The 20,359-nt window shown below is 75.4% G+C and carries 21 protein-coding genes; 4 read left to right on the top strand and 17 right to left on the bottom strand.

All coding sequences use genetic code 11. The features are described 5' to 3' along the window. Nucleotides 1-47 precede the first annotated feature (47 nt). Entirely contained in the window at nucleotides 48-1,292 is a 1,245-nt protein-coding gene (gene fabF / locus AAG742_RS04945; protein WP_343282387.1) for a beta-ketoacyl-ACP synthase II, read from the top strand. Between the two features lie 77 nt (nucleotides 1,293-1,369). Here fabF and AAG742_RS04940 read toward each other — a convergent pair whose 3' ends face one another. The 17 genes from AAG742_RS04940 to AAG742_RS04860 form a co-directional block, all read right to left on the bottom strand. After that, complete coding sequence (locus AAG742_RS04940) at nucleotides 1,370-1,873, bottom strand: DUF3145 domain-containing protein (protein ID WP_343282386.1); 504 nt, start codon at nucleotides 1,871-1,873, stop codon at nucleotides 1,370-1,372. Nucleotides 1,874-2,000: 127 nt separating this feature from the next. Then, nucleotides 2,001-2,993 (bottom strand): tyrosine recombinase XerC, encoded by a 993-nt coding sequence (locus tag AAG742_RS04935; protein WP_298984511.1) that lies wholly within the window; start codon nucleotides 2,991-2,993, stop codon nucleotides 2,001-2,003. Then, nucleotides 2,990-4,345, bottom strand: a complete 1,356-nt coding sequence (locus AAG742_RS04930; RefSeq protein WP_298984514.1) for a DNA-processing protein DprA — start codon at nucleotides 4,343-4,345, stop codon at nucleotides 2,990-2,992. Before AAG742_RS04930 ends, AAG742_RS04935 begins: the two co-directional genes overlap by 4 nt. After that, the gene (locus AAG742_RS04925; RefSeq protein WP_298984516.1) at nucleotides 4,342-5,958 is read right to left on the bottom strand and encodes an ATP-binding protein; all 1,617 of its coding nucleotides are present in this window, start codon (nucleotides 5,956-5,958) and stop codon (nucleotides 4,342-4,344) included. Before AAG742_RS04925 ends, AAG742_RS04930 begins: the two co-directional genes overlap by 4 nt. Beyond that, nucleotides 5,955-6,374, bottom strand: coding sequence for a YraN family protein (locus AAG742_RS04920; protein ID WP_298984519.1), 420 nt, complete (start codon nucleotides 6,372-6,374; stop codon nucleotides 5,955-5,957). Before AAG742_RS04920 ends, AAG742_RS04925 begins: the two co-directional genes overlap by 4 nt. Before the next feature lie 118 nt (nucleotides 6,375-6,492). After that, nucleotides 6,493-6,816: a DUF2469 domain-containing protein gene (locus AAG742_RS04915; protein WP_298713260.1), complete on the bottom strand. Its 324-nt coding sequence runs from the start codon at nucleotides 6,814-6,816 to the stop codon at nucleotides 6,493-6,495. A 129-nt stretch (nucleotides 6,817-6,945) separates the two neighbouring features. Next, nucleotides 6,946-7,704 (bottom strand): ribonuclease HII, encoded by a 759-nt coding sequence (locus tag AAG742_RS04910; RefSeq protein ID WP_298984521.1) that lies wholly within the window; start codon nucleotides 7,702-7,704, stop codon nucleotides 6,946-6,948. Next, on the bottom strand, nucleotides 7,701-8,474 hold the full coding sequence (lepB, locus tag AAG742_RS04905; RefSeq protein ID WP_298984524.1) for a signal peptidase I: 774 nt from the start codon (nucleotides 8,472-8,474) through the stop codon (nucleotides 7,701-7,703). Before lepB (AAG742_RS04905) ends, AAG742_RS04910 begins: the two co-directional genes overlap by 4 nt. Beyond that, nucleotides 8,467-9,228, bottom strand: coding sequence for a signal peptidase I (lepB, locus tag AAG742_RS04900; RefSeq protein ID WP_298713255.1), 762 nt, complete (start codon nucleotides 9,226-9,228; stop codon nucleotides 8,467-8,469). The genes lepB (AAG742_RS04905) and lepB (AAG742_RS04900) overlap by 8 nt, the downstream gene beginning before the upstream one ends. Before the next feature lie 37 nt (nucleotides 9,229-9,265). After that, nucleotides 9,266-9,619 (bottom strand): 50S ribosomal protein L19, encoded by a 354-nt coding sequence (gene rplS, locus AAG742_RS04895; protein ID WP_298984527.1) that lies wholly within the window; start codon nucleotides 9,617-9,619, stop codon nucleotides 9,266-9,268. A gap of 209 nt (nucleotides 9,620-9,828) precedes the next feature. Then, nucleotides 9,829-10,566 carry a tRNA (guanosine(37)-N1)-methyltransferase TrmD gene (gene trmD, locus AAG742_RS04890; RefSeq protein ID WP_248115059.1) on the bottom strand — a complete coding sequence of 246 codons (738 nt, stop codon included), beginning with the start codon at nucleotides 10,564-10,566 and terminating at the stop codon, nucleotides 9,829-9,831. 7 nt (nucleotides 10,567-10,573) lie between these two features. Further along, on the bottom strand, nucleotides 10,574-11,158 hold the full coding sequence (gene rimM / locus AAG742_RS04885; protein ID WP_298984531.1) for a ribosome maturation factor RimM: 585 nt from the start codon (nucleotides 11,156-11,158) through the stop codon (nucleotides 10,574-10,576). 34 nt (nucleotides 11,159-11,192) lie between these two features. Next, complete coding sequence (locus AAG742_RS04880; RefSeq protein ID WP_298984534.1) at nucleotides 11,193-12,086, bottom strand: hypothetical protein; 894 nt, start codon at nucleotides 12,084-12,086, stop codon at nucleotides 11,193-11,195. Next, nucleotides 12,083-12,745 carry a hypothetical protein gene (locus AAG742_RS04875; protein ID WP_298984537.1) on the bottom strand — a complete coding sequence of 221 codons (663 nt, stop codon included), beginning with the start codon at nucleotides 12,743-12,745 and terminating at the stop codon, nucleotides 12,083-12,085. Before AAG742_RS04875 ends, AAG742_RS04880 begins: the two co-directional genes overlap by 4 nt. A 92-nt stretch (nucleotides 12,746-12,837) precedes the next feature. Continuing rightward, the gene (locus AAG742_RS04870) at nucleotides 12,838-14,346 is read right to left on the bottom strand and encodes a HAMP domain-containing sensor histidine kinase (protein ID WP_298984540.1); all 1,509 of its coding nucleotides are present in this window, start codon (nucleotides 14,344-14,346) and stop codon (nucleotides 12,838-12,840) included. After that, the gene (locus AAG742_RS04865; RefSeq protein ID WP_298984543.1) at nucleotides 14,343-16,133 is read right to left on the bottom strand and encodes an ABC transporter ATP-binding protein; all 1,791 of its coding nucleotides are present in this window, start codon (nucleotides 16,131-16,133) and stop codon (nucleotides 14,343-14,345) included. The genes AAG742_RS04870 and AAG742_RS04865 overlap by 4 nt, the downstream gene beginning before the upstream one ends. Nucleotides 16,134-16,141: 8 nt before the next feature. After that, nucleotides 16,142-17,344 carry a DUF1611 domain-containing protein gene (locus tag AAG742_RS04860; protein ID WP_343282385.1) on the bottom strand — a complete coding sequence of 401 codons (1,203 nt, stop codon included), beginning with the start codon at nucleotides 17,342-17,344 and terminating at the stop codon, nucleotides 16,142-16,144. A gap of 164 nt (nucleotides 17,345-17,508) precedes the next feature. On the opposite strand from AAG742_RS04860, the gene AAG742_RS04855 reads away from it, so the two are divergent. From AAG742_RS04855 to AAG742_RS04845, 3 genes are read left to right on the top strand one after another with little or no spacing between them, the layout of a single operon-like run. Further along, nucleotides 17,509-18,093, top strand: coding sequence for a hypothetical protein (locus tag AAG742_RS04855; protein ID WP_343282384.1), 585 nt, complete (start codon nucleotides 17,509-17,511; stop codon nucleotides 18,091-18,093). A gap of 35 nt (nucleotides 18,094-18,128) precedes the next feature. Beyond that, on the top strand, nucleotides 18,129-19,625 hold the full coding sequence (locus tag AAG742_RS04850) for a HAMP domain-containing sensor histidine kinase (protein ID WP_343282383.1): 1,497 nt from the start codon (nucleotides 18,129-18,131) through the stop codon (nucleotides 19,623-19,625). Continuing rightward, nucleotides 19,622-20,308 carry a response regulator transcription factor gene (locus AAG742_RS04845; protein WP_248115067.1) on the top strand — a complete coding sequence of 229 codons (687 nt, stop codon included), beginning with the start codon at nucleotides 19,622-19,624 and terminating at the stop codon, nucleotides 20,306-20,308. The genes AAG742_RS04850 and AAG742_RS04845 overlap by 4 nt, the downstream gene beginning before the upstream one ends. Nucleotides 20,309-20,359 lie beyond the last annotated feature (51 nt).

Genomic DNA, 20,359 nt, shown 5'->3' with positions numbered 1-20,359 from the left:
CCGGGGCACCCGCACCCCGGCCCCCGAGAGACGAAGGCAGCAGACCCATGACCCGCACCGCAGTGATCACTGGCCTCGGCGCCACCACCCCCATCGGCGGCGACGTGCCCACGTTCTGGGCCAACGCGCTGAAGGGCGTCTCGGGCGCCGCCACCATGGAGCACGACTGGGTGGAGCAGTACGACCTGCCCGTCACCTTCGCCGCGGAGCTCGCGGTGCCCACCGCCGAGGTGCTCAGCCGGGTCGAGGCCAAGCGCCAGGACCCCGGCACGCAGATGGCCACCGTGGCCGCCCGCGAGGCCTGGAAGGACGCCGGGCTCGAAGGCGCCGAGATCGACCACGACCGCCTGGCCGTCGCCTTCGGCACGGGCATCGGCGGCGTGTGGACCCTCCTCGACGGCTGGGACACCCTGCGCGAGCGCGGGCCGCGCCGTGTGCTGCCCATGACCGTCCCCATGCTCATGCCCAACGGCGCGGCCGGGGCCCTCTCCCTCGAGTTCGGCGCCCGCGCCGGGGCCCGCACCGTGGTCTCCGCCTGCGCCGCGGGCACCGAGGCCCTCGAGACCGCACTGCTGCTCATCCGCTCCGGCCAGGCCGACGTCGTGCTGTGCGGGGCCGCCGAGGCCGCCGTGCACCCGCTGCCGATGGCCGCGTTCGCCGCGATGCAGGCGCTGTCCAAGCGCAACGACGACCCGCAGGCCGCCTCCCGCCCCTACGACGTGGACCGCGACGGCTTCGTCCTCGGCGAGGGTGCCGGCGTCATGGTGGTGGAGTCCGAGGAGCACGCGAAGGCCCGCGGCGCCCGCGTGTACGCCGAGCTGATCGGCGCCGCCGTCTCCTCCGACGCGCATCACATCACCGCCCCGGAGCCCGAGGGCCTCGGCGCCACCCGGGCCCTGCGCTCCGCCCTCCGCGGTGCCGGCGTGGACCCCTCCCAGGTGAGCCACGTGAACGCGCACGCCACCTCGACCCCCAAGGGAGACGCCCCCGAGTACCTCGCGCTGAAGGCAGTCCTCGGAGACCACCTCGACGACGTCCTGGTCTCGGCCACGAAGTCCCAGACCGGCCACCTGCTGGGGGCGTCCGGCGCGATCGAGTCGATCCTCACCGTGCTCGCCGTGCACCACGGCACCGCTCCCGTGACCATCAACCTGGAGCACCAGGACCCCGAGATCCCGCTCAACGTCGTGACCGGCGAGCCGGGCCGCCTGCCCGCGGGGGACCGCGTGGCGGTGAACAACTCCTTCGGCTTCGGCGGCCACAATGCCGTGGCCGTGTTCCGCGGGGTCTGACCCGCACGCCCGACGGCGCCCGTCCCCACGCGGGACGGGCGCCGTCGTCGTGAGGGGGTGCGGGCGAGGGGGCGGTGTCAGCCCGCGCGGTGCAGCCAGCGCACCGGCGCACCGGCGGCGGCGAGGCGGAAGGGCTCCAGCTCCTCGTCCCAGGCCTCGCCTAGGGCGAGTGAGAGCTCGTGGAACACGACCGTGGGGTCGCCCGCGCCCTGCTCGTAGGCGAAGCGGATCCGGTCCTCGGAGACCATGATGTTGCCCGAGACGTCGGTGGCCGCGTGGAAGATGCCCAGGCCCGGGGTGTGGGACCACCGGGACCCGTCCGCGCCGGCGGAGGGCTCCTCGGTGATCTCGAAGCGCAGGTGCGGCCAGCCACGCAGCGCCGAGGCCAGCGACGCTCCGGTGCCCTGCGGGGCCCGCCAGTGCAGCTCCGTGCGGTGCTGCTCGGGCGCGGCCGGCTGCGCCTGCCACTCGACCTCGGTGTGGCCGCCGAGCACGGAGCTCAGGGCCCACTCGACGTGGGGGCACAGCGCGGTGGGTGCGGAGAGGATGTGGACCACGCCGCGGGTGGTGATGGTGTCCATGGGTTCCTCCGGGAGCGATGCGGTGCGTCTTCCCCTACGACCACGCCGCGGACGACGGAACTCCTGTGGCCATTGTGCCGGAGGGCCCGGGGGCGGGCAATGGTCCCGGCTTGAGGGCGTGTCGCGCTCAGGCGCGGGGGTGCGCCTGGCGGTAGCCCTCCCGCAGGCGGTCGATGGACACGTGGGTGTACACCTGCGTGGTCCGCAGGGACGAGTGGCCGAGCAGCTCCTGGACGGTGCGGAGGTCGGCACCGCCGTCGAGCAGGTGGGTGGCGGCGGTGTGGCGCAGGGTGTGCGGGCCGCGGGCCGCCGTGTCGCCGAGCGCCTCGAGCCCGCGGTCGACGACGGCCCGCACCTGCCGCACGCCGAGCCGCCCGCCGCGCGCGCCGAGGAAGAGGGCGGGGCCGGACTCCCCCGTGAGCAGGGCGGGGCGTCCGGCGGAGGACCAGAGGTGGACCGCCCGCGCGGCGGGACCGCCGAAGGGGACGGTGCGCTGCCGGTCGCCCTTGCCGGTGAGGGTGGCCACGCGGCGCTCCAGGTCCACGTCGTCCCGGTCGAGGGCCACGACCTCGGCGACGCGGGCTCCCGTCGCGTAGAGGAGCTCGAGCACGGCCGCGTCGCGCAGGGCGACAGCGCGGGCGACGGCGTCGTCGCCCTCCTCCGCTTCGGCGACGCGGGCCTCAGCCCAGTCCAGCAGGCGGCGTGTCTGCAGGTCCTGCAGCACGTGCGGCAGGGAGGAGTCCGGCCGGGGAGAGCGCAGGCGCAGCGCCGGATCGTCGTGGCGCAGGCCCTCGCGGCGCAGCCACGCCATGAACGTGCGCACGGCGGCCACGCGGCGGGCCAGCGTGGTGCGGGCCAGGCCGGCGTGGGCCATGGCGGCGAGCCAGCCACGCAGGTCCTCCACGTCCACCTCCGCGAAGACATCCTGACCGGGGCCCACGTGCGCGGCCAGGTGGCGCAGGTCCGCACGGTAGGCGGACACGGTCCGGGGGCTGCGATTGCGCTCGTGGGTCAGGTGCTCCGCGTACGCCTCAAGCCACGCCGCGTCCCGGGGCGAGGGCGCGGGCACGGCCGCGGACGGCTCGGCCGCCGGGCCTGTGGCGCGAGGACGGGTGCTCATCCCTCCACTGTGCCACCCCCGCCCGGTGCGCGCCGCCATCGGTCCTCCACGCGCTCGGCCAGCCCGGCCCGCTGCAGGCGGGAGAGGACGGCGAGCACGGTGGGCAGGGCCAGGCCCGCGGTGACGGTGAGGCGGTCCACGGGCACGGCGCTGCGCAGCGGGAGGGCGTCGACGACGAGCAGCTCCTCCACGGTGAGGGCGTCCGTGGGCCGCTCGGCGTGCCGCTGCCGGCGCTCCCCCCTCGTCCCCGGCGCCGACGTGGGCGCCACGGATGGTTCGGGCGCCCGGGATGTGCCCGTGTCCGCGGCCGTCCCGCCAGGGGCGCCCCTCCCAGCGGGCCGGCGTACGCCGTCCAGCAGGGCGAGGGCGTCGTCCTCGTCCATCACGAGCCGCGCCGGGGTCTCCTTCAGCAGGCGATGGCAGCCGGCGGAGCTGGGCGCGGTGACGGGCCCCGGGACGACGCCGAGCTCCCGGCCGAGGCCCATCGCGTGGCCGGCGGTGTTCTGCGCGCCGGAGCGCCAGCGCGCCTCGACCACGAGCACGGCGCCGGAGAGCGCGGCGATCAGCCGGTTGCGCTGGAGGAAGCGGTGGCGCGTCGGACTCGCTCCGGGCGGCATCTCCGAGAGGAGCAGCCCGGCCTCCATGACGTCTCGGAGCAGCTCCTCGTGGCCGGCCGGATAGAAGCGGTCGAGGCCGCCGGCCAGCACGGCCATGGTCGGGGCGGACGCCTCCGCTCCCCCGGCCCCGCCACGCTCCTGGGCCGCGTCGAGGGCTGCGCGGTGCGCGGCGCCGTCGATCCCGTATGCCCCGCCCGAGACGACGCACAGGCCGGCTCGGACAGCGTGGCCCACGAACTGGCGCGTCACCGCGCGGCCGTAGGCGGTGGCCTCGCGGCTGCCCACCACGGCGAGGGTGCGGCCGGCAGCGGGCAGCGCGCCCGTCCCGCGGAACCACAACCCCAGCGGGGCGCTCTCGCCGAGGTCCTCCAGTGCGGCCGGCCAGGCGTCGTCCTCCGGGATGAGCAGGCCGCCGCCCAGACGGTGCAGGGCGACGAGGTCGCGCTCGGGGTCCAGATGGGCGGCGCGGGGCGCCCATCGCTGCAGCCCGGCGGACCACCGGCGCGCCAGGCCGTCCGGCGCGCCGGTGTGCTCCGCCAGGAGGTCCCGCTCGGCGGGGTGCAGTGCCGCGCGGCCGGTGAGGAGCGCGAGGGCCCGCTCGGGGCCGAACGCTGCCACGGCGTGCGCCGGAAGCTCGTCCCCGGGCTCCACGAGCCGGGTGAGCGCGGCGCGGGCCACACGGGCGCCGTCGGGGCGGGCGGAGGCGGAGGTGGGGGTGGGGTGGGAGGGATTCACGGCTGTTCCTCGTCTCGGCTGCGCAGGTTCAGGGCCACGTCCGTGTCCTCCGGGGCGGGCCGCTCGCGGCCGCGCAGGTCCGCGAGGGTCCACGCGAGGCGAAGCACCCGGGCGTGGCCGCGAGCGCTGAGCTCGCCCCGGTCCACGGCCGCGTCGGCCGGCTCCCGGGCGACGGCGGGCACCGCGAACGGTCCGTGTCGCAGCACGGGGGCGGGCACGCGGGCGTTGCGGCGCACGTGGGAGGCCACGAGACCGCGCGCGCCGGCCTCCCTCCAGCGGGCGTCCTGGCGCTCCACGGCGGCGTGCACCCTGGCGGCCACGGTGACGGAGTCCTCCGCGGCAGGGGCTCCGGTGAGCTGGTGCGCGCTCACGGGGCGGACCGTCACCTGCAGGTCCACGCGGTCCAGCAGCGGACCGGAGAGCCGGTCGGCGTAGCGCCGGCGCTGGAGCACGGAGCACCGGCAGCGGCTGCCGTTGCCGCCGCCGAAGCCGCAGGGGCACGGGTTCGCGGCGAGGACGAGCTGGAAGCGGGCGGGGTAGGCGACCGTGCCGCGGGAGCGGTGGATCACCACCTCCCCCGACTCGAGGGGCTGGCGCAGGGACTCGAGCGTCCGGCGGTCGAACTCGGGGGCCTCGTCGAGGAAGAGCACGCCGCCGTGGGCCAGGGACACGGCGCCGGGCCGGGCCAGCCCGGCGCCGCCTCCCACGAGGGAGGCGGCCGAGGCCGAGTGGTGCGGGGCCTCGAACGGCGGGCGGCGGTCGAGGCCGCCCGCGTGGGCGCCGATGGCGCGCAGGGAGCGCAGGGCCGCGGTCTCGAGCGCCGTGCGGTCGTCCATGGGCGGGAGGATGCCGGGCAACCGCTCGGCGAGCATCGTCTTGCCCGCGCCGGGCGGGCCCATGAGGAGCAGGTGGTGTCCACCCGCGGCGGCCACCTCGAGGGCGAACCGCGCCTCGCCCTGACCGGCCACCTCCGCGAGGTCGGGCGCCGGAGTGCACCCGGGCCCGCGGGCCTCCGGGGAGGTGGAGCCCTCCTCTCCGCCGGATCCGGCGCGGCCGGCGCCGAGCACGTGCCCGTCCGGCTCGGGCGGGACAGTCCCCTCGGGCGAGCCGCCGAAGGCTCGGATCACGTGGTGCAGGTGGGCGTAGCCCCGGACGCGGGCACCGGGGACGAGCTCGGCGTCGGCGACCGCCTCCTGCGCCACCACGATGTCCCGATGGCCGGCGTCCACCGCGGCGAGCACCATGGCCACGGTCTCCGGGGCCCGGTGCAGCGTTCCGTCCAAGCCGAGCTCCGCCAGGAACACGGGCCCGTCCACACCGCGCACCCGCCCGTCCGCGGCGTAGGCGGCGAGCACGATGGCGAGGTCGTGGCACGCGCCGCGCTTCTGCACGCCGGCCGGGAGCAGGTTCACGGTCAGGTGCCGGCGGGTCAGCGGCAGGCCGGCGTTGCGGGCGGCGGAGCGGATGCGGTCACGGCTCTCCTGCAGGGCCTGGTCCGGCAGTCCCAGCAGGGTGAAGCCGGGAAGGGACTGGGCGATGTCGGCCTCCACGTCCACCACGTCGCCGCGCAGCCCGGCCAGGGAGATCGACCGCGTGCGACCGATACGGCTCACGGCCGCACGTCCGTGACGAGGTCGAAGCGGACGCCCCCGGTGCGCGGCACGAGGACGGCGACGGCATCCACGCGCCACGGGGCCGGATGCCGCCCCTCGCTGTGGGTGCGCACCCACTCGGCCATGAGGCGGTGCAGGCGCAGGAGCTTGCGCCGGGTGATGGCCTCGAGGGGATCGCCGAAGGCGAGCCCCGAGCGGGTCTTCACCTCCACGCCCACCCACCAGCCGGCGTGGTGGGCCACGATGTCCAGCTCGCCCGCCCCGCCGCGCCAGTTCCGCTCGGCGATGACATAGCCGCGCTCCGTGAGCCAGCGCGCGGCCGCGTCCTCCCCGAAGCGGCCCAGCGCCGTGTGCGCGCTGCTGCCCCGCCCCTGTGCGCCGCCGCCCGGCGGCGCCGTCTCCCCGGTCCTCGTCATGGTGACCACCTCCGCCACCAGGGTGCGGGAGGCGGAGGGGCCTGCGCCGGGCCGCGGGCCTGCTGTGAGGGAGGGGACGCCTGTGCAGGAGCGGTGGGACCGCGCCGGCCCCCGCGACTCAGCCCGGCAGCCGGCCGTCCTGCGGGACCTGGAGGTCCTCGGCGGGCAGCTCCTCGATGTTCACGTCCTTGAAGGTGAGCACCCGCACACGCTTGATGAACCGCGCGCTGCGGTACACGTCCCAGACCCAGGCGTCCTCGAGGACCAGCTCGAAGAACACGTCTCCGTCGGCCTGGTGCGGCGTGAGGGTGACGCCGTTGGCGAGGTAGAAGCGGCGCTCCGTCTCCACCACGTAGCGGAAGAGGCCCACGACGTCCCGGTACTCGCGGTAGAGCGTGAGCTCCGCCTCGGCCTCGAAGTCCTCCACATCGTCCGCGCTCATGGCAGGACCTCCTCAATGCTCGGCAGGGCATCCGGGCGGCCGGGCGGGCCGGACGGATGCAGACCCGTCCATCCTGCCTCGCGCCGGGACTCGCGTCGAACGCGGCGAGCCCGGTCGACGCCCGCGGGCTCAGTCGAACAGCGTGGGGGCGGGGTCGCCGTCGGGCAGGCCGAGGTTCCACGAGCGCCGGTGGTGCGTGGTGGCGCCGAGCCGCTGCAGCGCGGCGCGGTGGGCGGCCGCGCCGTAGCCCTTGTTGCCCGACCAGCCGTAGGCGGGGTGCTCGGCGTGGAGCATGGTCATGGTGTCGTCGCGGCCGACCTTGGCCGCGATCGAGGCCGCCGCCACGGTGGCGGACTGGTCCTCCGCGCGGACCACCATGCGGGGCACGGGCGGCACCGGGGCGGGTGCGTCGGCGGGGGCACCGCGCGTGAGCCAGTCGTCCCGGCCGTCCAGGATCAGGGCGACCGGCTCGGCGTCGAGCGCGGAGCACAGCCCGGCCCACGCCCGGTGCCCGGCGAGGCTGAGGGCCGCGCTGAGCCCCAGGGCGTCGATCTCGGCGGGGCTCGCCTCGCCGAGGCTCACGCCCGCGGCCCACGCGGTGATCTCGGGGACGAGCGCGCGGCGCCGCCGATCGGTCAGTGCCTTGGAGTCCCGCACCGCGGGGATCGTCCCGGAGGCCGGGGCCCACGCGGCGCACGCCCCGACGACGACGGGCCCGGCCAGCGCACCCCGGCCGACCTCGTCCATGCCGGCCACGAGCCAGGGGCCCGCGGGGGCGGAGGTGGACCCGTCCCCGGCGACCTCGGCCGCCAGCGCGACCTCGAGGTGCAGCCCGGCGCGCACCGCCGTGCGCGGCGAGCTCCCCGCGCGCTGCGCGGCGGGGCTCATGCGTGCCGTCCCGGCTCGGGGACGTCCGCGAACGGCGCCGGGTCCGAGCCCGCCGGGCCGATCCGCTCGAGGGGCCATACGATCGCGACGGCGCGCCCCACGACGTCGTCCGCGGCCACGAACCCTCCGCCCGGGCCGTCCCGGTGGTAGCGCGAGTCGGCGGAGGCCTGCCGGTTGTCCCCGAGCACCCACAGCTGCCCGGCGGGCACGGTGACCTCGAACGGGACCTCGGAGGCCGCCACGCCCGGCGCCAGGTAGGGCTCCTCCACGGGCTCCCCGTTGACGCTGACGTGCTCGTCCCCGGGCTGCCAGGCCACCGTGTCCCCCGGCAGGCCCACCACGCGCTTGGCCACGTGCGACCGGGCGTCCTCCGGGGCGAGCCCCACGAAGCGCGCCGCCTCGCCCAGCGGATCGCCCGGGCCGGCGGCCGGCGGCAGCCAGCCCTTCGTGTCGCGGAACACGACGACGTCGCCGCGCTCGAGGGGGGACGCGTCAGGCACGCGCAGGTCCACGGCCACGCGGTCCCCCTGCTCGAGCGTGGGCGCCATCGAGCCCGAGGGGATGAAGAACATGCGCAGCACGAACGTCTTGACCAGCAGGAGCGCGCCCAGGGTCAGGAGCACGACGAGGAGCACCCGCCGCGCCAAGGGGCCCCACCGCGGGCGCCGGGAGGGGCGGGTCTCGGCGCGATGCGCGCCCGCGCCGGAGGGCACGGCCGGGACGGACTCGGGCGCGGCCGGATCGGCACGCGGCGGGACGGGGTCACCCATGCGCGGCCTCCCCCGGAGCAGCGGCGCCGTCCACGGGGCCGCGGCGGTCCAGCGGCCACACGACCTCCTCGGCCGTGCCGAGCACCGAATCGAGGGGGATGAGCCCCCCGCCGGGGGCGCCGAGGAGGGCACGGGAGTCGCGGGAGTCCGCCCGGTTGTCGCCGAGCACGACCATCCGGCCCGCCGGCACCTCGAAGCGCCACGGACGCTCCGAGGCCGGCTCGGCGGCGGTGACGGCACGCCCGAGGTAGGGCTCGTCGAGCGGAGTGCCGTTCACCGTGAGGCGGCCGTCGGCGGCGCAGCACTGCACCGTGTCCCCGGGCAGGCCGGCGACGCGCTTGACGAACACGTCCTCCCTCGCGGCGGTGCCCCACCACTGGGCCACGTCCTCGAGGCCGGCCTCGAGCGAGCCGCGGGAGCGGTACGGCGCCAGGCTGCCGCCGCCGTCGAACACCACCACGTCCCCGCGCTCCAGGCCCGCCCCGCCGGCCGCGGACGCGTCGATCCGCACCCGGTCGCCCGGCAGCAGGGTCGGCTCCATCGAGGCGGACGGAATGAGCAGCACGGCACCGGTCACGGCGCGCAGCACGGCGGCCAGCACGACCCCGGCCACCACGGTGAGCGCGACCCAGGGCCACCAGCCGGCCGCCCCAGCGGCGTCCGCGGACCGGGCATCCCGGGCGGCCGGCGCGCCGGATCCGGATGCGCGGGAGCCCCGCGACCGAGACGGGTCACGGGGCTCCGGATGCGACATGGGTGTGCTCAGGCCGCGCGAACGCGGCCGAAGCGGATCACTTGACGTCGGCGCGCTTCTCGCGGATGCGGGCGGCCTTGCCGTGGCGGTCGCGCATGTAGTAGAGCTTCGCGCGGCGCACGTCGCCCTTGGTGACGAGCTCGATCTTGTCGATGACCGGGGAGTGCACCGGGAAGACGCGCTCCACGCCGACGCCGAAGGTCACCTTGCGGACGCGGAAGGTCTCGCGGACGCCCTCGCCCTGGCGGCCCATGACGTAGCCCTGGAAGACCTGCACGCGGGCGGTCTTGCCCTCGATGATGTTGACGTGGACCTTGACGGTGTCGCCGGGGCCGAACTCCGGGATGTCGGTGCGCAGCGTGGACTTGTCGAAGGAATCAAGGATGTGCATGTTCATCTCTCCTGGTGGACGCCACAGGTCATCCACGTGGTACTCGGGTCTGCGGCTGTCCGCCGCGCGTCGCGCGGTCGGGATGCCGGATCCCGTGAGCCTGGTCCGGGCGCGCCTGTTGGGCTCCCGGTGGTCCTGCCGTCGACGTCCGCCCCCTGTGGCAGGTCGGGCGTCCGGTGGACCGACAGTCGATTATGCCACAGCCGGGCTCAGCGCTCGGAACCGTCCGGGCCCGGCGCCGTGAACGCGCCCCACAGGTCCGGGCGGCGGTCCCGCGTCCGCTCCTCCTGCTGGGAGCGGCGCCACGCGGCCACCTTGCCGTGGTCGCCCGAGAGCAGCACGGGGGGCACCTCACGGTCCCGCCACACCGAGGGCTTCGTGTACACGGGATACTCGAGCAGCCCGTCCTCATGGGACTCCTCAACGAGGGACTCCGGGTTGCCCACCACGCCCGGCACGAGCCGCCCGATGGCCTCGATCATGGCCAGCGCGGCCACCTCTCCGCCGTTGAGGACGTAGTCGCCCAGAGAGACCAGGCGGACCTCGAAGCGCTCCTCGGCCCAGCCGAACACCCGCTCGTCGATGCCCTCGTAGCGCCCGCACGCGAAGGACACGTGCTCCCGCCGGGCGAGCTCGCGGGCGGTGGCCTGCGTGAACGGGCGGCCGGACGGGGTGGGGACGACGAGGACGGGCCGCTCCCCCACCGCGGGTGCGGGGCTCGCCGCGGCCACGTGCTCGAGGGCCAGCGCCCACGGCTCGGCCTTCATCACCATGCCGGCACCGCCTCCGTAGGGGGTGTCGTCCACCGTGCGGTGCCGGTCGAACGTGAAGTCGCGCAGGTGGTGGACGTGCACGTCCACGAGGCCCTCGCGGCGCGCCTTCCCCAGGAGGGAGACGTCCAGGACGGCCAGGTACTCGGGGAAGATCGTGACGACGTCGAAGCGCACGGGCGGCTCAGCGCTCCTCGTCCGCGGCGGCCGCGGCATCGTCGCCCAGCGCGAGCTCGAGGAGCCCGGGCGGCGGGGTGAGCATGAGGGTGCCGGCCTCGAGGTCGACCTCGGGGACGATCTCCTCGACGAACGGCACGAGCGCCTCGGCGTCCGCGTCGTCGAGGGCCACCTGAAGCAGGTCCTGGGCGTCTCCGGTGATCAGTCCCGTCACCACGCCCACGCGGGCGCCGTCCACGAGCACGGCGAGGTCCACGAGGTCGTCCTCGTACCACTCGTCCGACTGCTCGGCCTCCAGGGGCGAGGCGAAGAGCTGGAGGCCGCGCCACGCCTCGGCCGTGTTCCGGTCCGGGCACTCCTCGAAGGCGACGACGAGGATCTGCTTGTTCCACCGGGCCCTGACCACCGTGAGATGCGCGGGCATGCCGGCGCCGGCGCCGCGCACCTCGAGGACCTCGCCGGGGGCGAAGCGGGCGTCCGGGTCGTCCGTGAAGACCTGGACCGTCACCTCGCCGCGGATGCCGTGGGGCTTGCCGATCCGGGCGACGCGGACCAGGGCGTCCTCGGCGGGCGTGACGGGGGTGGGGCTCATGCGGTGTCCTTCGCGGTGGCGCGGCGTCGGCCGCTCAGCGAGGCAGCTGTGGGCCCACCGGGAGGTGGGCCAGGTAGCTGACGCCGCTGATGTTGTACGGGAACGAGATCCCCATGATTTCACGGATGCCGGTGTGCATGCCCCAGGCGGCCGCGGCGAAGGCCAGGCCGAGCCGTCGGTCCAGCAGGCTCAGCGGCGCGCCCAGCTCCACCGCGAGGGAGACGACCGCCATCAGGGCGAACAGCCGTTCCCGGTGGTACAGCGCCGTGCCCGCGGCGGGCTTCTGCGAGCCGAACAGGTCCTTGCGCAGGCCGTCGATCGCGATCTGCCCGCGCAGGACGTCCCCGGAGGCCCAGCCGAATCCCACCGTGCTGCGCACCTTGGCCACGCCGGAGATGAAGTACACCGCGCTGGTGACCGCGTTGAGCATCACGGGCACCGCGCCGTAGCGGCGCCCGAAGACCGCGGGCGCCAGGCGCCGCCGCATCACGAGGGCGTCCACGCTGAGGGCGTCCGCGCTCGGGCTCGTGCCCAGCACCATCTGGTGGAGCACGAGCATGTTGTCGTTGTGGTAGATCATGCCCCACGAGTTGCGGTAGGTGAGGGTCCACAGCTGCAGGGCCGCGTTGAGCGGCCCCGTGACACGGTGGGCGACCCCCAGCGTGGCCAGCACGTTGACGGCCTGCGCGGCGTCGTGGATCCGGTCGGCCACCTCCGGGCGCAGCGGACGCCGCAGGACGCGGACCACGCCGACGGGCGCGAAGCGTTGGGGATCCTGGGCGTGCACGCCGCGCAGGAGGGCGCGGCGGCGCGAGTGGTGCCGTGCCGCGCACAGGCCCACGCCGATCCGCAGCACCGCGGGGCGCGCCGGGGTGGCCGCGGGACGCAGCGTGTCCACCGCCCACTGCCGGATCCGCGCGCCGTTCACCGGGCCACCCCGTTCGCGATCTCGTCCGCCGTGCGCTCCTCGCGCACCGCGACGGCGGTCCCGCCCAGCTCACAGCGGGCCAGCACCGTCTCCCGATGCGGGAGGCGGTGCCCGCTGTAGTAGTCGTCGAACCGGAAGCGCGAGCGCACCACCTCCACCCGCTGGACGGCCGCCTCGCGGCGGCGCCGCGCTGCCCCCTGACCGCTGCCGCTCGGAAGCCGGTCTCCGAGGGCGGCCCGCTGCTCCGCGAGGGAGTCGGCGTACGTCTGCGCCACCAGCGCCGCGTCGCCGCGCCGGATGGCCCGGGAGACCTGCTTGCGGACTTGATTCAGCCCGCCGCCGCCGAAATGGCGCGTGTCCGGGATGACGCGCTCTCCCCCCTCGGTGAGGCCGATCACGTGCGGCACGTAGGTGGAGCGGCCGCGGTGCTCGGAGAACATCGGGTAGGTGGAGAGCGGGAAGGAGTCCAGGCGGAACTTCGGCGCGTCGTTGCCGGAGAGCTGCGGCCCCGCGTAGGCGCGCAGGGGCCACAGGAGCACCGCGACGCCGGCCGCCCCCGCCGCGATCCCCCAGGCGTCCCGGGCCGTCGGGGCGGGGGCCGGCTCGCGCACGCGCAGAGGCGGCCGGGCGGCGGGGGCGAAGGGATGCGGTCGGGACACGGGGTGGCTCCTGTCGATGCGGGCGGTGCTGCTCGGTGCGGGCGGGTCGGGGCGGCCGGCCCGCACCTCCAGCGTGGGCGAGCGCGATGAGATCAGGATGAGGCCGGGGCCGGCTCCAGCAGCAGGCGCACGGTCGTGCCCTCCGCCTCCACCTCGTCCCCCCCGTGGATGCGCAGCTCCCCGCCCATGGCGCCCATGAGCCCGTGCGCGACGGCGAGGCCCAGGCCGTTGCCCGGCGCGGGGTCGTTCGAGGCGACCGCGAGGCGCGCCGTCAGGCCGGCGCGCTCCTCCTCGGGCACGCCCCGCCCCCGGTCCGTGACGTCGATCGCCACCCGCTCGCCCTCCTGCGTGGCGAGGGCGTGGACCCGCACGAGGATCGTCCGATCCGTGGGGTGGAGGGAGGAGACGTCGACGCCGCCCGGCGCATCCGCCGGGATGTGCACTGCGTCGCGGGCGTTGTCGAGGACCTCCTCGAGGACCTGCACCAGGCGTGCCGGCTCGGCCCGTGCGGCCGGCACGGAGGGGTCGGCCTCGACGCGCACCTCGACGCCGCTGCCGTCCTGGTCCGCCCGCTCCCGCCAGCCCCGGGCGGCGACCGCGACGATGTCGGCGGGATCCACGGCCACGGACTCGACGGCCAGGTCGGCACTGCCGAGGCGCGTGAGCAGCGCGAGGTCGTCGAGCAGCTCCCGGGCCCGTGTGGCCTCGGCCGCCAGCTCGTCCGCCGTCGTCCGCCACTGCGCCGCGGTGCCCCCGGGGCTGCGCAGGCCCGCCTCGAGCATCGCGGAGGAGGTCCGCAGTGTCAGGGTGATGTCCTGCGCGAAGGAGCGTTCCCGCGCGAGGGCGCGATCGGCCCGGCGCAGCAGCCGGTTGGCGCCCTTCGCCAGCGCCGCGTACTCGTCCGAGCCCTCCTCCGGGAGGCGGGGCACCCCGCGTCCCCGTGCCGCACGGCGCACCGCCGCGTCGAACTCGGCGGTGTGCCCCAGGATGCGCCCGGCCAGGATCCACGCGGCCAGGCCCGTCGCCGCCAGGCCCGCGAGCGCGAGCAGCCCGAGCAGCAGAGCCTGCACGGCCACCTGCTCCTCCACATGGCGGTGGAGCACGGCGACGACGATGTGCCCCGTCTGCTCTCCGGCCCGGATCGTGACGTTCGCCCAGGAGACGGTCCCCTGCACCGGGTCGGTCATGCGGCCCGAGCGGTCGGGGACGAGCAGGGCCTCGCGGGTCGCGGCATCGAGGGCCTCGAAGCCGACGGCCCGCTCCCCGGCGCGCTGGCCGATCACGGGGACGGCGTCGGAACCTCCGACGATGAGCTCCGAGGGCTCGGCGCGCTGGCGTTCGAGGTAGAGCTCCACGAAGCGGTCGGGGCCGGTGACCTGCTCGCCGGTGGCCGGGTCGAGTCCGTTGGCGGCGAACACCCCGACCTCCTCGACCTCCTGCGTGATGGAGGTGCGGATGCCGTCCTCGGCCATCCAGCGCAGTGCGAACACGAGGGAGCCGAGCAGCAGCGCCATGCCGAGCCCGGAGATGAGCACGATCCACGCGACGACGCGGATGCGCGCGGGTGCGGAGAGGCTGCCCGTGGGCCGTGTGCGTGTCATTCGTCGTCCCCTTCGAGGTCGTCACCGGGCTGGTCCCGGACGGAGGCGCCGGTGCGGCGCAGGTCGGCCAGCTCCGCGGCGGAGCAGCGGACGGGAGGACCGAACGGGTCGCGGTCCGTGCCGGCGAGGTAGGTGGTGGGGCGTGGGCCCCGCGCGCGGGTCTGCTCGTGCGGAAGGGCGGCCACGACCGCGGGGGCCGTCTCGTCCACGTTCCACACGTCGTAGTGCTCGAGCAGGTGGTGGGGGTTCGCGCTGCGCAGGATCACGCAGCCGGGGTAGTCACGCAGGATCCGCGCGAGGATCGGGCGGTCCACGGTGTCCAGCTGGTCCTCGATGTGCAGGAGCAGGAGCAGGGGCGGCTCGCCTGCCACGGCGCGCGCGATCTTCAGCAGCGCCCGCTCGTTCACGCTGAGGGGCTCGCCGCCGCGGGTCAAGCGCGTGCGCTCCCCATCCGGCAGCCGGGCGATCCGCTCCGCCATGCCCACGCGCCCCAGCAACGACCGCACGGCCTCGTCGCCGGCGTCGGGCACCCGGTAGCGCAGGACGCGGGAGATGGAGCCGCGCTCGAGGGGCACGTCCCGGGAGGCGATCCCGAGGAGGCCGCGCCGCTCCTTGGCCGTCATCGCGTTCAGGTGGCGCCCGTCCACGGTGATCCAGGCCTCCGAGCCGGGCACGTCCCCGGTGATCTCCCGGGTCACGCGGTGCAGCCGTTCGGGCGAGCCGCCCGTCAGCAGCACGCGCGCCCCCGGGGCCGCCACGAGCGCAGGGATGCTCCCGACGTCGTCCCGCAGGTCCGCCACATGGACCGAGCCGCGGGCGGCGCCGCCCCGGGCCGCCCGGTGGCGCATCCGCCGCTGGGCCCGCTCCTGGAGGCGCTCCCGCTCACGGTGTCGACGCGCGTTCTCCACGAGGGGCAGCAGGATGCGGGTGGCCGCGTTGTAGTTCTGCCGGTACTCCCCCACGCGTCCCAGATCGGTGACGGGCGCACCCAGCATGCCGGCGATGAACACGGAGGTGGTGACCGCGGCGCCGGTGGACCCGGCGAGGCTGCCCGTGATCGCCACGAGCACGCCGAGGAGCGTGGTGATGGAGGCGGCCGAGCCGCGCATCGTGCCCGAGACCAGGGCACGCCGGTGAGCGGCCTCCTGGATCTGTCCGGAGATCCTGTCCACGCGTCCGACCTCGCGGCGCACGCCGCCCGAGGTGCGGATCCCCTCGGCTGCGGTGACGGCGTCCGCGACGTGCCCGGCCATCTTCCCACGCACGCGCCGCAGCGCCACGGCACGGCGGAAGAACACCCGGGAGAGCAGCCACATGGCCACACCGAACACGGCGAGGACGCCCAGGACCACCATGCCGAGCACGGGCAGGAGGATCACGAGCCCCCCGACGACCCCGAACACGAGGGGCACGCCCACCACGATCGGGCTGATGCCCAGGGAGACCCAGTTCTTCACCGCGGTCAAGTCGTTCGTGGTGCGGGCGATCGTGCTGCCCAGATTGGCGCTGCGCTCCGGCACGAGGGCGCTCGTCACGAGGAGCCGGCGGACCTCCCGGACGTAGTCCTGGCCGAGGTCCTCGGCGATGACGCGCTCTCCGATGCGGGCGCCGCCCACGCCGAGGGCCGCCGTCAGGAGCGCGAGGGCCAGCCCCCACGCCGCCGGGCCGGACGTGAGCAGGCGCGGGGTGAGGACCGCGACCAGGAGGGAGAGCGCCGCCTGGAGGAGGCCCAGGCCGGCGAGCCAGAGGAAGAGGCGCCGCCGTCGACCGGTGAAGAGCGTCGGCATGGCCGCACTCACGCGACCGCGACCTCCGCGGGCAGGCCGAGCGTTCGGCAGGCCACGTCGGCCTCGCAGAGGTCGAAGGTCGGGACGATCGGCACGGAGACCACCGCGGCGGCCTCCCGCGCGATCAGCGGGGCCGAGGTCAGGCGACCGGAGACGGCCACGAGGGGCAGGCCCGCACCCTGCAGGAGGGTCGCACCGGCCGCCGCGGAGAGTGCCTCCCCGCACGCGAACAGGACCCGATCCGTGAGGGCGCGGAAGTCCTCGTCCGCGACGAGGGCCGCGGTCTCCCCCTGGTAGATGCCGTCGGCGATCTCGATCACGACGACGTCGGGCCCGCCCTCGGCGAGCACGGCCGCCATCGAGAAGACGACGTCCTTGATCCGTTCGACGGAGAGCTTGAAGGTCGAGGCGAGCCCGAAGTCGGTGAAGTCCACGACACGGTCCGCGCCGCCGTCGCGGAAGAGGCCCGCGTCGTTGCCGGCGCCCGTGCCGGTGGCCTTGCCCGCGTGGACTCGGAGCCCGGCTCGGTCGAGGCCGTTGACGAGGCAGCTGACGGTCGTGGACTTGCCGGAGTTCATGGAGGAGCCGAAGACCATCACGACCGTGGGGCCGTCCGCCGACATCGCCGCCCGGGCCTCCTGCCAGGGACGGATGCGGTGGCCGGACAGGTCGGCGAGGGTGAGGACCTCGCCATCGCGGGTGATGAGGCCCACGGGCTCGAGGACGGTGGCCGGATCGATCCCCTCGTGCTTCTCGATGACCCGTGAGGCCATGCCGCCGGCGGCCACGAGGTTCGTGTAGTCGAGGTTGTGGGGCACCTCGGCGAGGAACTGGTCGGGGGCGTAGCGGTCGCCGTAGGCCACGATCACCTCGTCGCCCATGAACAGATGGCGGCGGCGCGAGTTGTAGGCCTCGAGCCTCTTGTGCTGGCCGATCGCGGCCACGCGGGCCAGGACGAGATCGCCCGCGGCGGGGGCCACGCCACGGCCCCGGCGCAGTCCGTAGCCGGTGTGCCCGTTCTCCCGGGCCACGGTGCGGAACGCCCGGGCCGTGTAGGAGGTCTTCGCCCGGCGCAGGCGGCGCGGCGCCAGCTCCACATCCTCCACGCCGTCCACGGCGTGCCCCTCGGCTGGGCTGTCGGACAGGTGGCGGTAGCGCTGCTCCATCTCGAGGGAGATGGCGCTGATCAGGTCAGTGGCCTCGGACTGCATGGTGTACCTCGTTCTCAGGGGGTGGAGTCGCTCGACGACGCGTCGCCGGGCGGGTCAAGGTGAAGCACACCAGCGCTTCGTGAAGCCGGGATGAGAAGACGCCGTCCGAGCCGCCGGGGGCCGATCTCATCGGTCCCTCATGCGGGTGGGCGATGCTGTCCGGCATGCTCCGCAGATCCGGCCCCGTCGTCGCCTTCGCCCTCATCCTGGCGCTTGCGATCAGCGCGCTCGCCCTCGTGGTGGGCTCCTCCCGTCAGTCCGAGACCGTGCTGGGACCCCAGATCACCCTCGGGAGTCCGACCGGGTCGGCCGTGCCCTCCGCGTCCGCGTCGAGCCCCATGGCGTCCAGCCCGCCGTCGACGGACGTGGCCGGCCCGCACGCCTCGGACGGCGGGTCCACGACGCCGCGCCCGGCCACGGCCACGGGGACGGGGACGGCCTCGGTCCCCGCGGCGGCCCCGCGCCCGTCCGACCCCTCCCCCACGACGCGTGCGACGGCGCCCCCCGCATCGGCGCCCTCCGCCGCGGCGACGTCGCCCCGGGACGCGCCGTCGAAGCGCAGCGCCTCCTCCCTCGCGCCCGCGGCAGCGGCCTCGCCCACCCGGCTCCCGCCGCCGACGCCGTCCGCCCTGGACGAGGACGACGACGACGACGAGGATGACGACGACGAGGACGCCCATGACGACGAGGACGCTGATGACGACGAGGTTGACGAGGTTGACGAGGTTGACGACCATGGCGACGACTGACTCCGGGCGCCGCCCCGCGGCCGATCTCTGACCCGGTGGCCTCGGTCGCGACCCGACAGGCCCCGGCGGCGGACTCCTGGTCCCGCCTGCCGGTGCGGCGGCGTCTGTCCCTCCTCCTCGCCCTGGTCGTGGTCCTGGCCCTGACGCTCTCCGGGATCGCCGCCTATGCCTTCCAGCGCGTGAGCATGAACGAACGCGTGGACGACAACCTCGAGCGCACGGTCGAGGAGGTCGGCCTGCTCTCCTCCACCGGCCTCGTCCCGGAGACCGGGCAGCCCGTCGCCAACGCCGCCGAGCTCATCCGGCTGGCCATGCTGCGCGTGCGGCCGCTCGAGAACGAGGGGATGCTCGGATTCGACGCCGAGCGTGCCGCGCTCGCCGCCTCCGACGCCGTCGAACTGCGCCTGGAGGAGGACGGGGCGCTCGTGGCGTGGACCCTGGAGCGGGTGCACGAGGAGGTCGTGACGCTGGAGAGCGTCGAGACGGACACGGCCGCCTACCGGGTCGCCCTGGTCCCCGTGGGCGGACGAGGCCCCGAGGACGTGGGCGCCCTGCTGCTGGCCTTCGACATGGACGCCGAGACGGATCGGCTCAACCGCACGTTCGTGGGATACGCGGCGTCCGCGCTGCTGTCCACCGTGCTCGCGCTCCTGTTGGGCGTGCCCCTGCTGCACCGGGTCTTCGCCCCCCTCGAGGCGCTGAGGGACACCGCCGCCGAGGTCTCCGAGCATGACCTGCACCGCCGGGTGACGGTGCTCGGCCACGACGACGTGGCGGACCTGGGACACAGCTTCAACGCGATGCTGGACCGTCTCGAAGACTCCTTCGCGTCCCAGCGGCGCCTCCTCGACGACGTCGGGCACGAGATGCGCACACCGCTCACCATCGTGCAGGGCCACCTCGAGGTCATGGACCCCGTGGACCCCGACGACGTGCGGGAGAGCACGCGCCTGACTCTGGACGAGCTCGCGCTCATGGGCCGGCTCGTCGACGACCTGCTCACCCTCGCCAAGGCGGAGCGCCCGGACTTCCTGCGTCCCGCGCCCACGGACGTGGCCGAGCTGACCGAGGCGGTGCTAGAACGGGCCCGCGCCCTCGGTGACCGGCAGTGGAGCCTGGACGCCGCCGCCCCCGTGAGCGCGCAGGTGGACGGACAGCGTCTGACGCAGGCGTGGCTGCAGCTGGCCGCGAACGCCGTGCGCTACTCGGAGCCCGGGACGCCCGTGGGCATCGGCTCCGCGGTGCGGGCAGGCATGCTGCGGCTGTGGGTGCAGGACGCGGGCGTGGGCGTGCGCCCCGAGGACCGCAACGTGATCTTCGAGCGATTCGGCCGCGGCGCCCACGGCCGGCGGACGGAGGGATCCGGCCTGGGCCTCGCGATCGTCCGCACGATCGTGGAGGGCCACGGCGGCCGGATCACCGTGGACCCCGCGCCCCGCCGGGGGTCCGTCTTCACCATGAGCCTGCCCCTGGAGGGCACGCCCCCGCCGAGACCGGCGGGCGGCATCGACGACCGAGAGGACCGCCCATGATCCCCCTGCTGCTGATCGAGGACGAGGAGCGGATCGCCGGCTTCGTCACCAAGGGCTTCGCCGCGGAGGGGTACGCCGTGACGACGGCGGGCACCGGCGCCGAGGGCATCGCCCTGGCCATGACGGGCGCGTTCGACCTCGTGATCCTCGACCTGGGGCTCCCCGACGTCGACGGCTTCGAGGTCCTGTCCCGGATCCGCGCCCAGGACGGGGAGCTGCCGGTCATCATCCTCACGGCACGCTCCTCGGCGGAGGACACCGTGGAGGGACTCAGCTCCGGGGCGGACGACTACATGCCCAAGCCCTTCCGGTTCGCCGAGCTCCTCGCCCGCGTGCGCCTGCGCCTGCGTCCCGGCACTCCCGCTCCCGCGCCCGTGGACGCCGTGCTCCGGCACGGCGACCTGGAGCTGGACCCGGCCGCCCACCTGCTCACCCTGAGCGGGGAGCCGGTGAACCTCTCGGCCCGGGAGTTCGCCCTGGCCGAGGAGTTCCTGCGCCATCCGGGCCAGGTGCTCAGCCGGGAGCAGCTCCTCGACGGCGTGTGGGGAGCTGACTTCGAGTCCGGATCGAACGTCGTGGACGTGTACGTGCGGTACCTGCGGACCAAGATCGGGGCGTCCCGGATCCTCACGGTGCGCGGCCTCGGCTACCGCCTCGCCACCGTGCAGGAGTCAGCCGGCTGACACGACGGCCCCGGACGCGACGATCCCCGCAGCTCCTGCACGGCAGGGGCT

This window comes from Micrococcus sp. 2A (assembly GCF_039519235.1).
In the GTDB taxonomy this organism is placed as follows: domain Bacteria; phylum Actinomycetota; class Actinomycetes; order Actinomycetales; family Micrococcaceae; genus Micrococcus.
The sequence above is the reverse complement of the archived record's forward strand: the minus strand, read 5'-3'. Positions and strand labels throughout refer to the sequence as shown.

Excerpts from the sequence above, each read along its gene's own strand:
- lepB (WP_298984524.1), bottom strand. The coding sequence starts at position 8,474 with ATGGGTGACCCCGTCCCGCCGCGTGCCGATCCGGCCGCGCCCGAGTCC.
- AAG742_RS04915 (WP_298713260.1), bottom strand. The coding sequence starts at position 6,816 with ATGAGCGCGGACGATGTGGAGGACTTCGAGGCCGAGGCGGAGCTCACG.
- rplS (WP_298984527.1), bottom strand. The coding sequence starts at position 9,619 with ATGCACATCCTTGATTCCTTCGACAAGTCCACGCTGCGCACCGACATC.
- AAG742_RS04865 (WP_298984543.1), bottom strand. The coding sequence starts at position 16,133 with ATGCCGACGCTCTTCACCGGTCGACGGCGGCGCCTCTTCCTCTGGCTC.
- AAG742_RS04870 (WP_298984540.1), bottom strand. The coding sequence starts at position 14,346 with ATGACACGCACACGGCCCACGGGCAGCCTCTCCGCACCCGCGCGCATC.
- AAG742_RS04935 (WP_298984511.1), bottom strand. The coding sequence starts at position 2,993 with ATGAGCACCCGTCCTCGCGCCACAGGCCCGGCGGCCGAGCCGTCCGCG.
- lepB (WP_298713255.1), bottom strand. The coding sequence starts at position 9,228 with ATGTCGCATCCGGAGCCCCGTGACCCGTCTCGGTCGCGGGGCTCCCGC.
- AAG742_RS04910 (WP_298984521.1), bottom strand. The coding sequence starts at position 7,704 with ATGAGCCCCGCCGCGCAGCGCGCGGGGAGCTCGCCGCGCACGGCGGTG.
- AAG742_RS04920 (WP_298984519.1), bottom strand. The coding sequence starts at position 6,374 with ATGACGAGGACCGGGGAGACGGCGCCGCCGGGCGGCGGCGCACAGGGG.
- AAG742_RS04855 (WP_343282384.1), top strand. The coding sequence starts at position 17,509 with ATGCTCCGCAGATCCGGCCCCGTCGTCGCCTTCGCCCTCATCCTGGCG.
- AAG742_RS04940 (WP_343282386.1), bottom strand. The coding sequence starts at position 1,873 with ATGGACACCATCACCACCCGCGGCGTGGTCCACATCCTCTCCGCACCC.
- AAG742_RS04845 (WP_248115067.1), top strand. The coding sequence starts at position 19,622 with ATGATCCCCCTGCTGCTGATCGAGGACGAGGAGCGGATCGCCGGCTTC.
- fabF (WP_343282387.1), top strand. The coding sequence starts at position 48 with ATGACCCGCACCGCAGTGATCACTGGCCTCGGCGCCACCACCCCCATC.
- AAG742_RS04860 (WP_343282385.1), bottom strand. The coding sequence starts at position 17,344 with ATGCAGTCCGAGGCCACTGACCTGATCAGCGCCATCTCCCTCGAGATG.
- rimM (WP_298984531.1), bottom strand. The coding sequence starts at position 11,158 with ATGAGCCCCACCCCCGTCACGCCCGCCGAGGACGCCCTGGTCCGCGTC.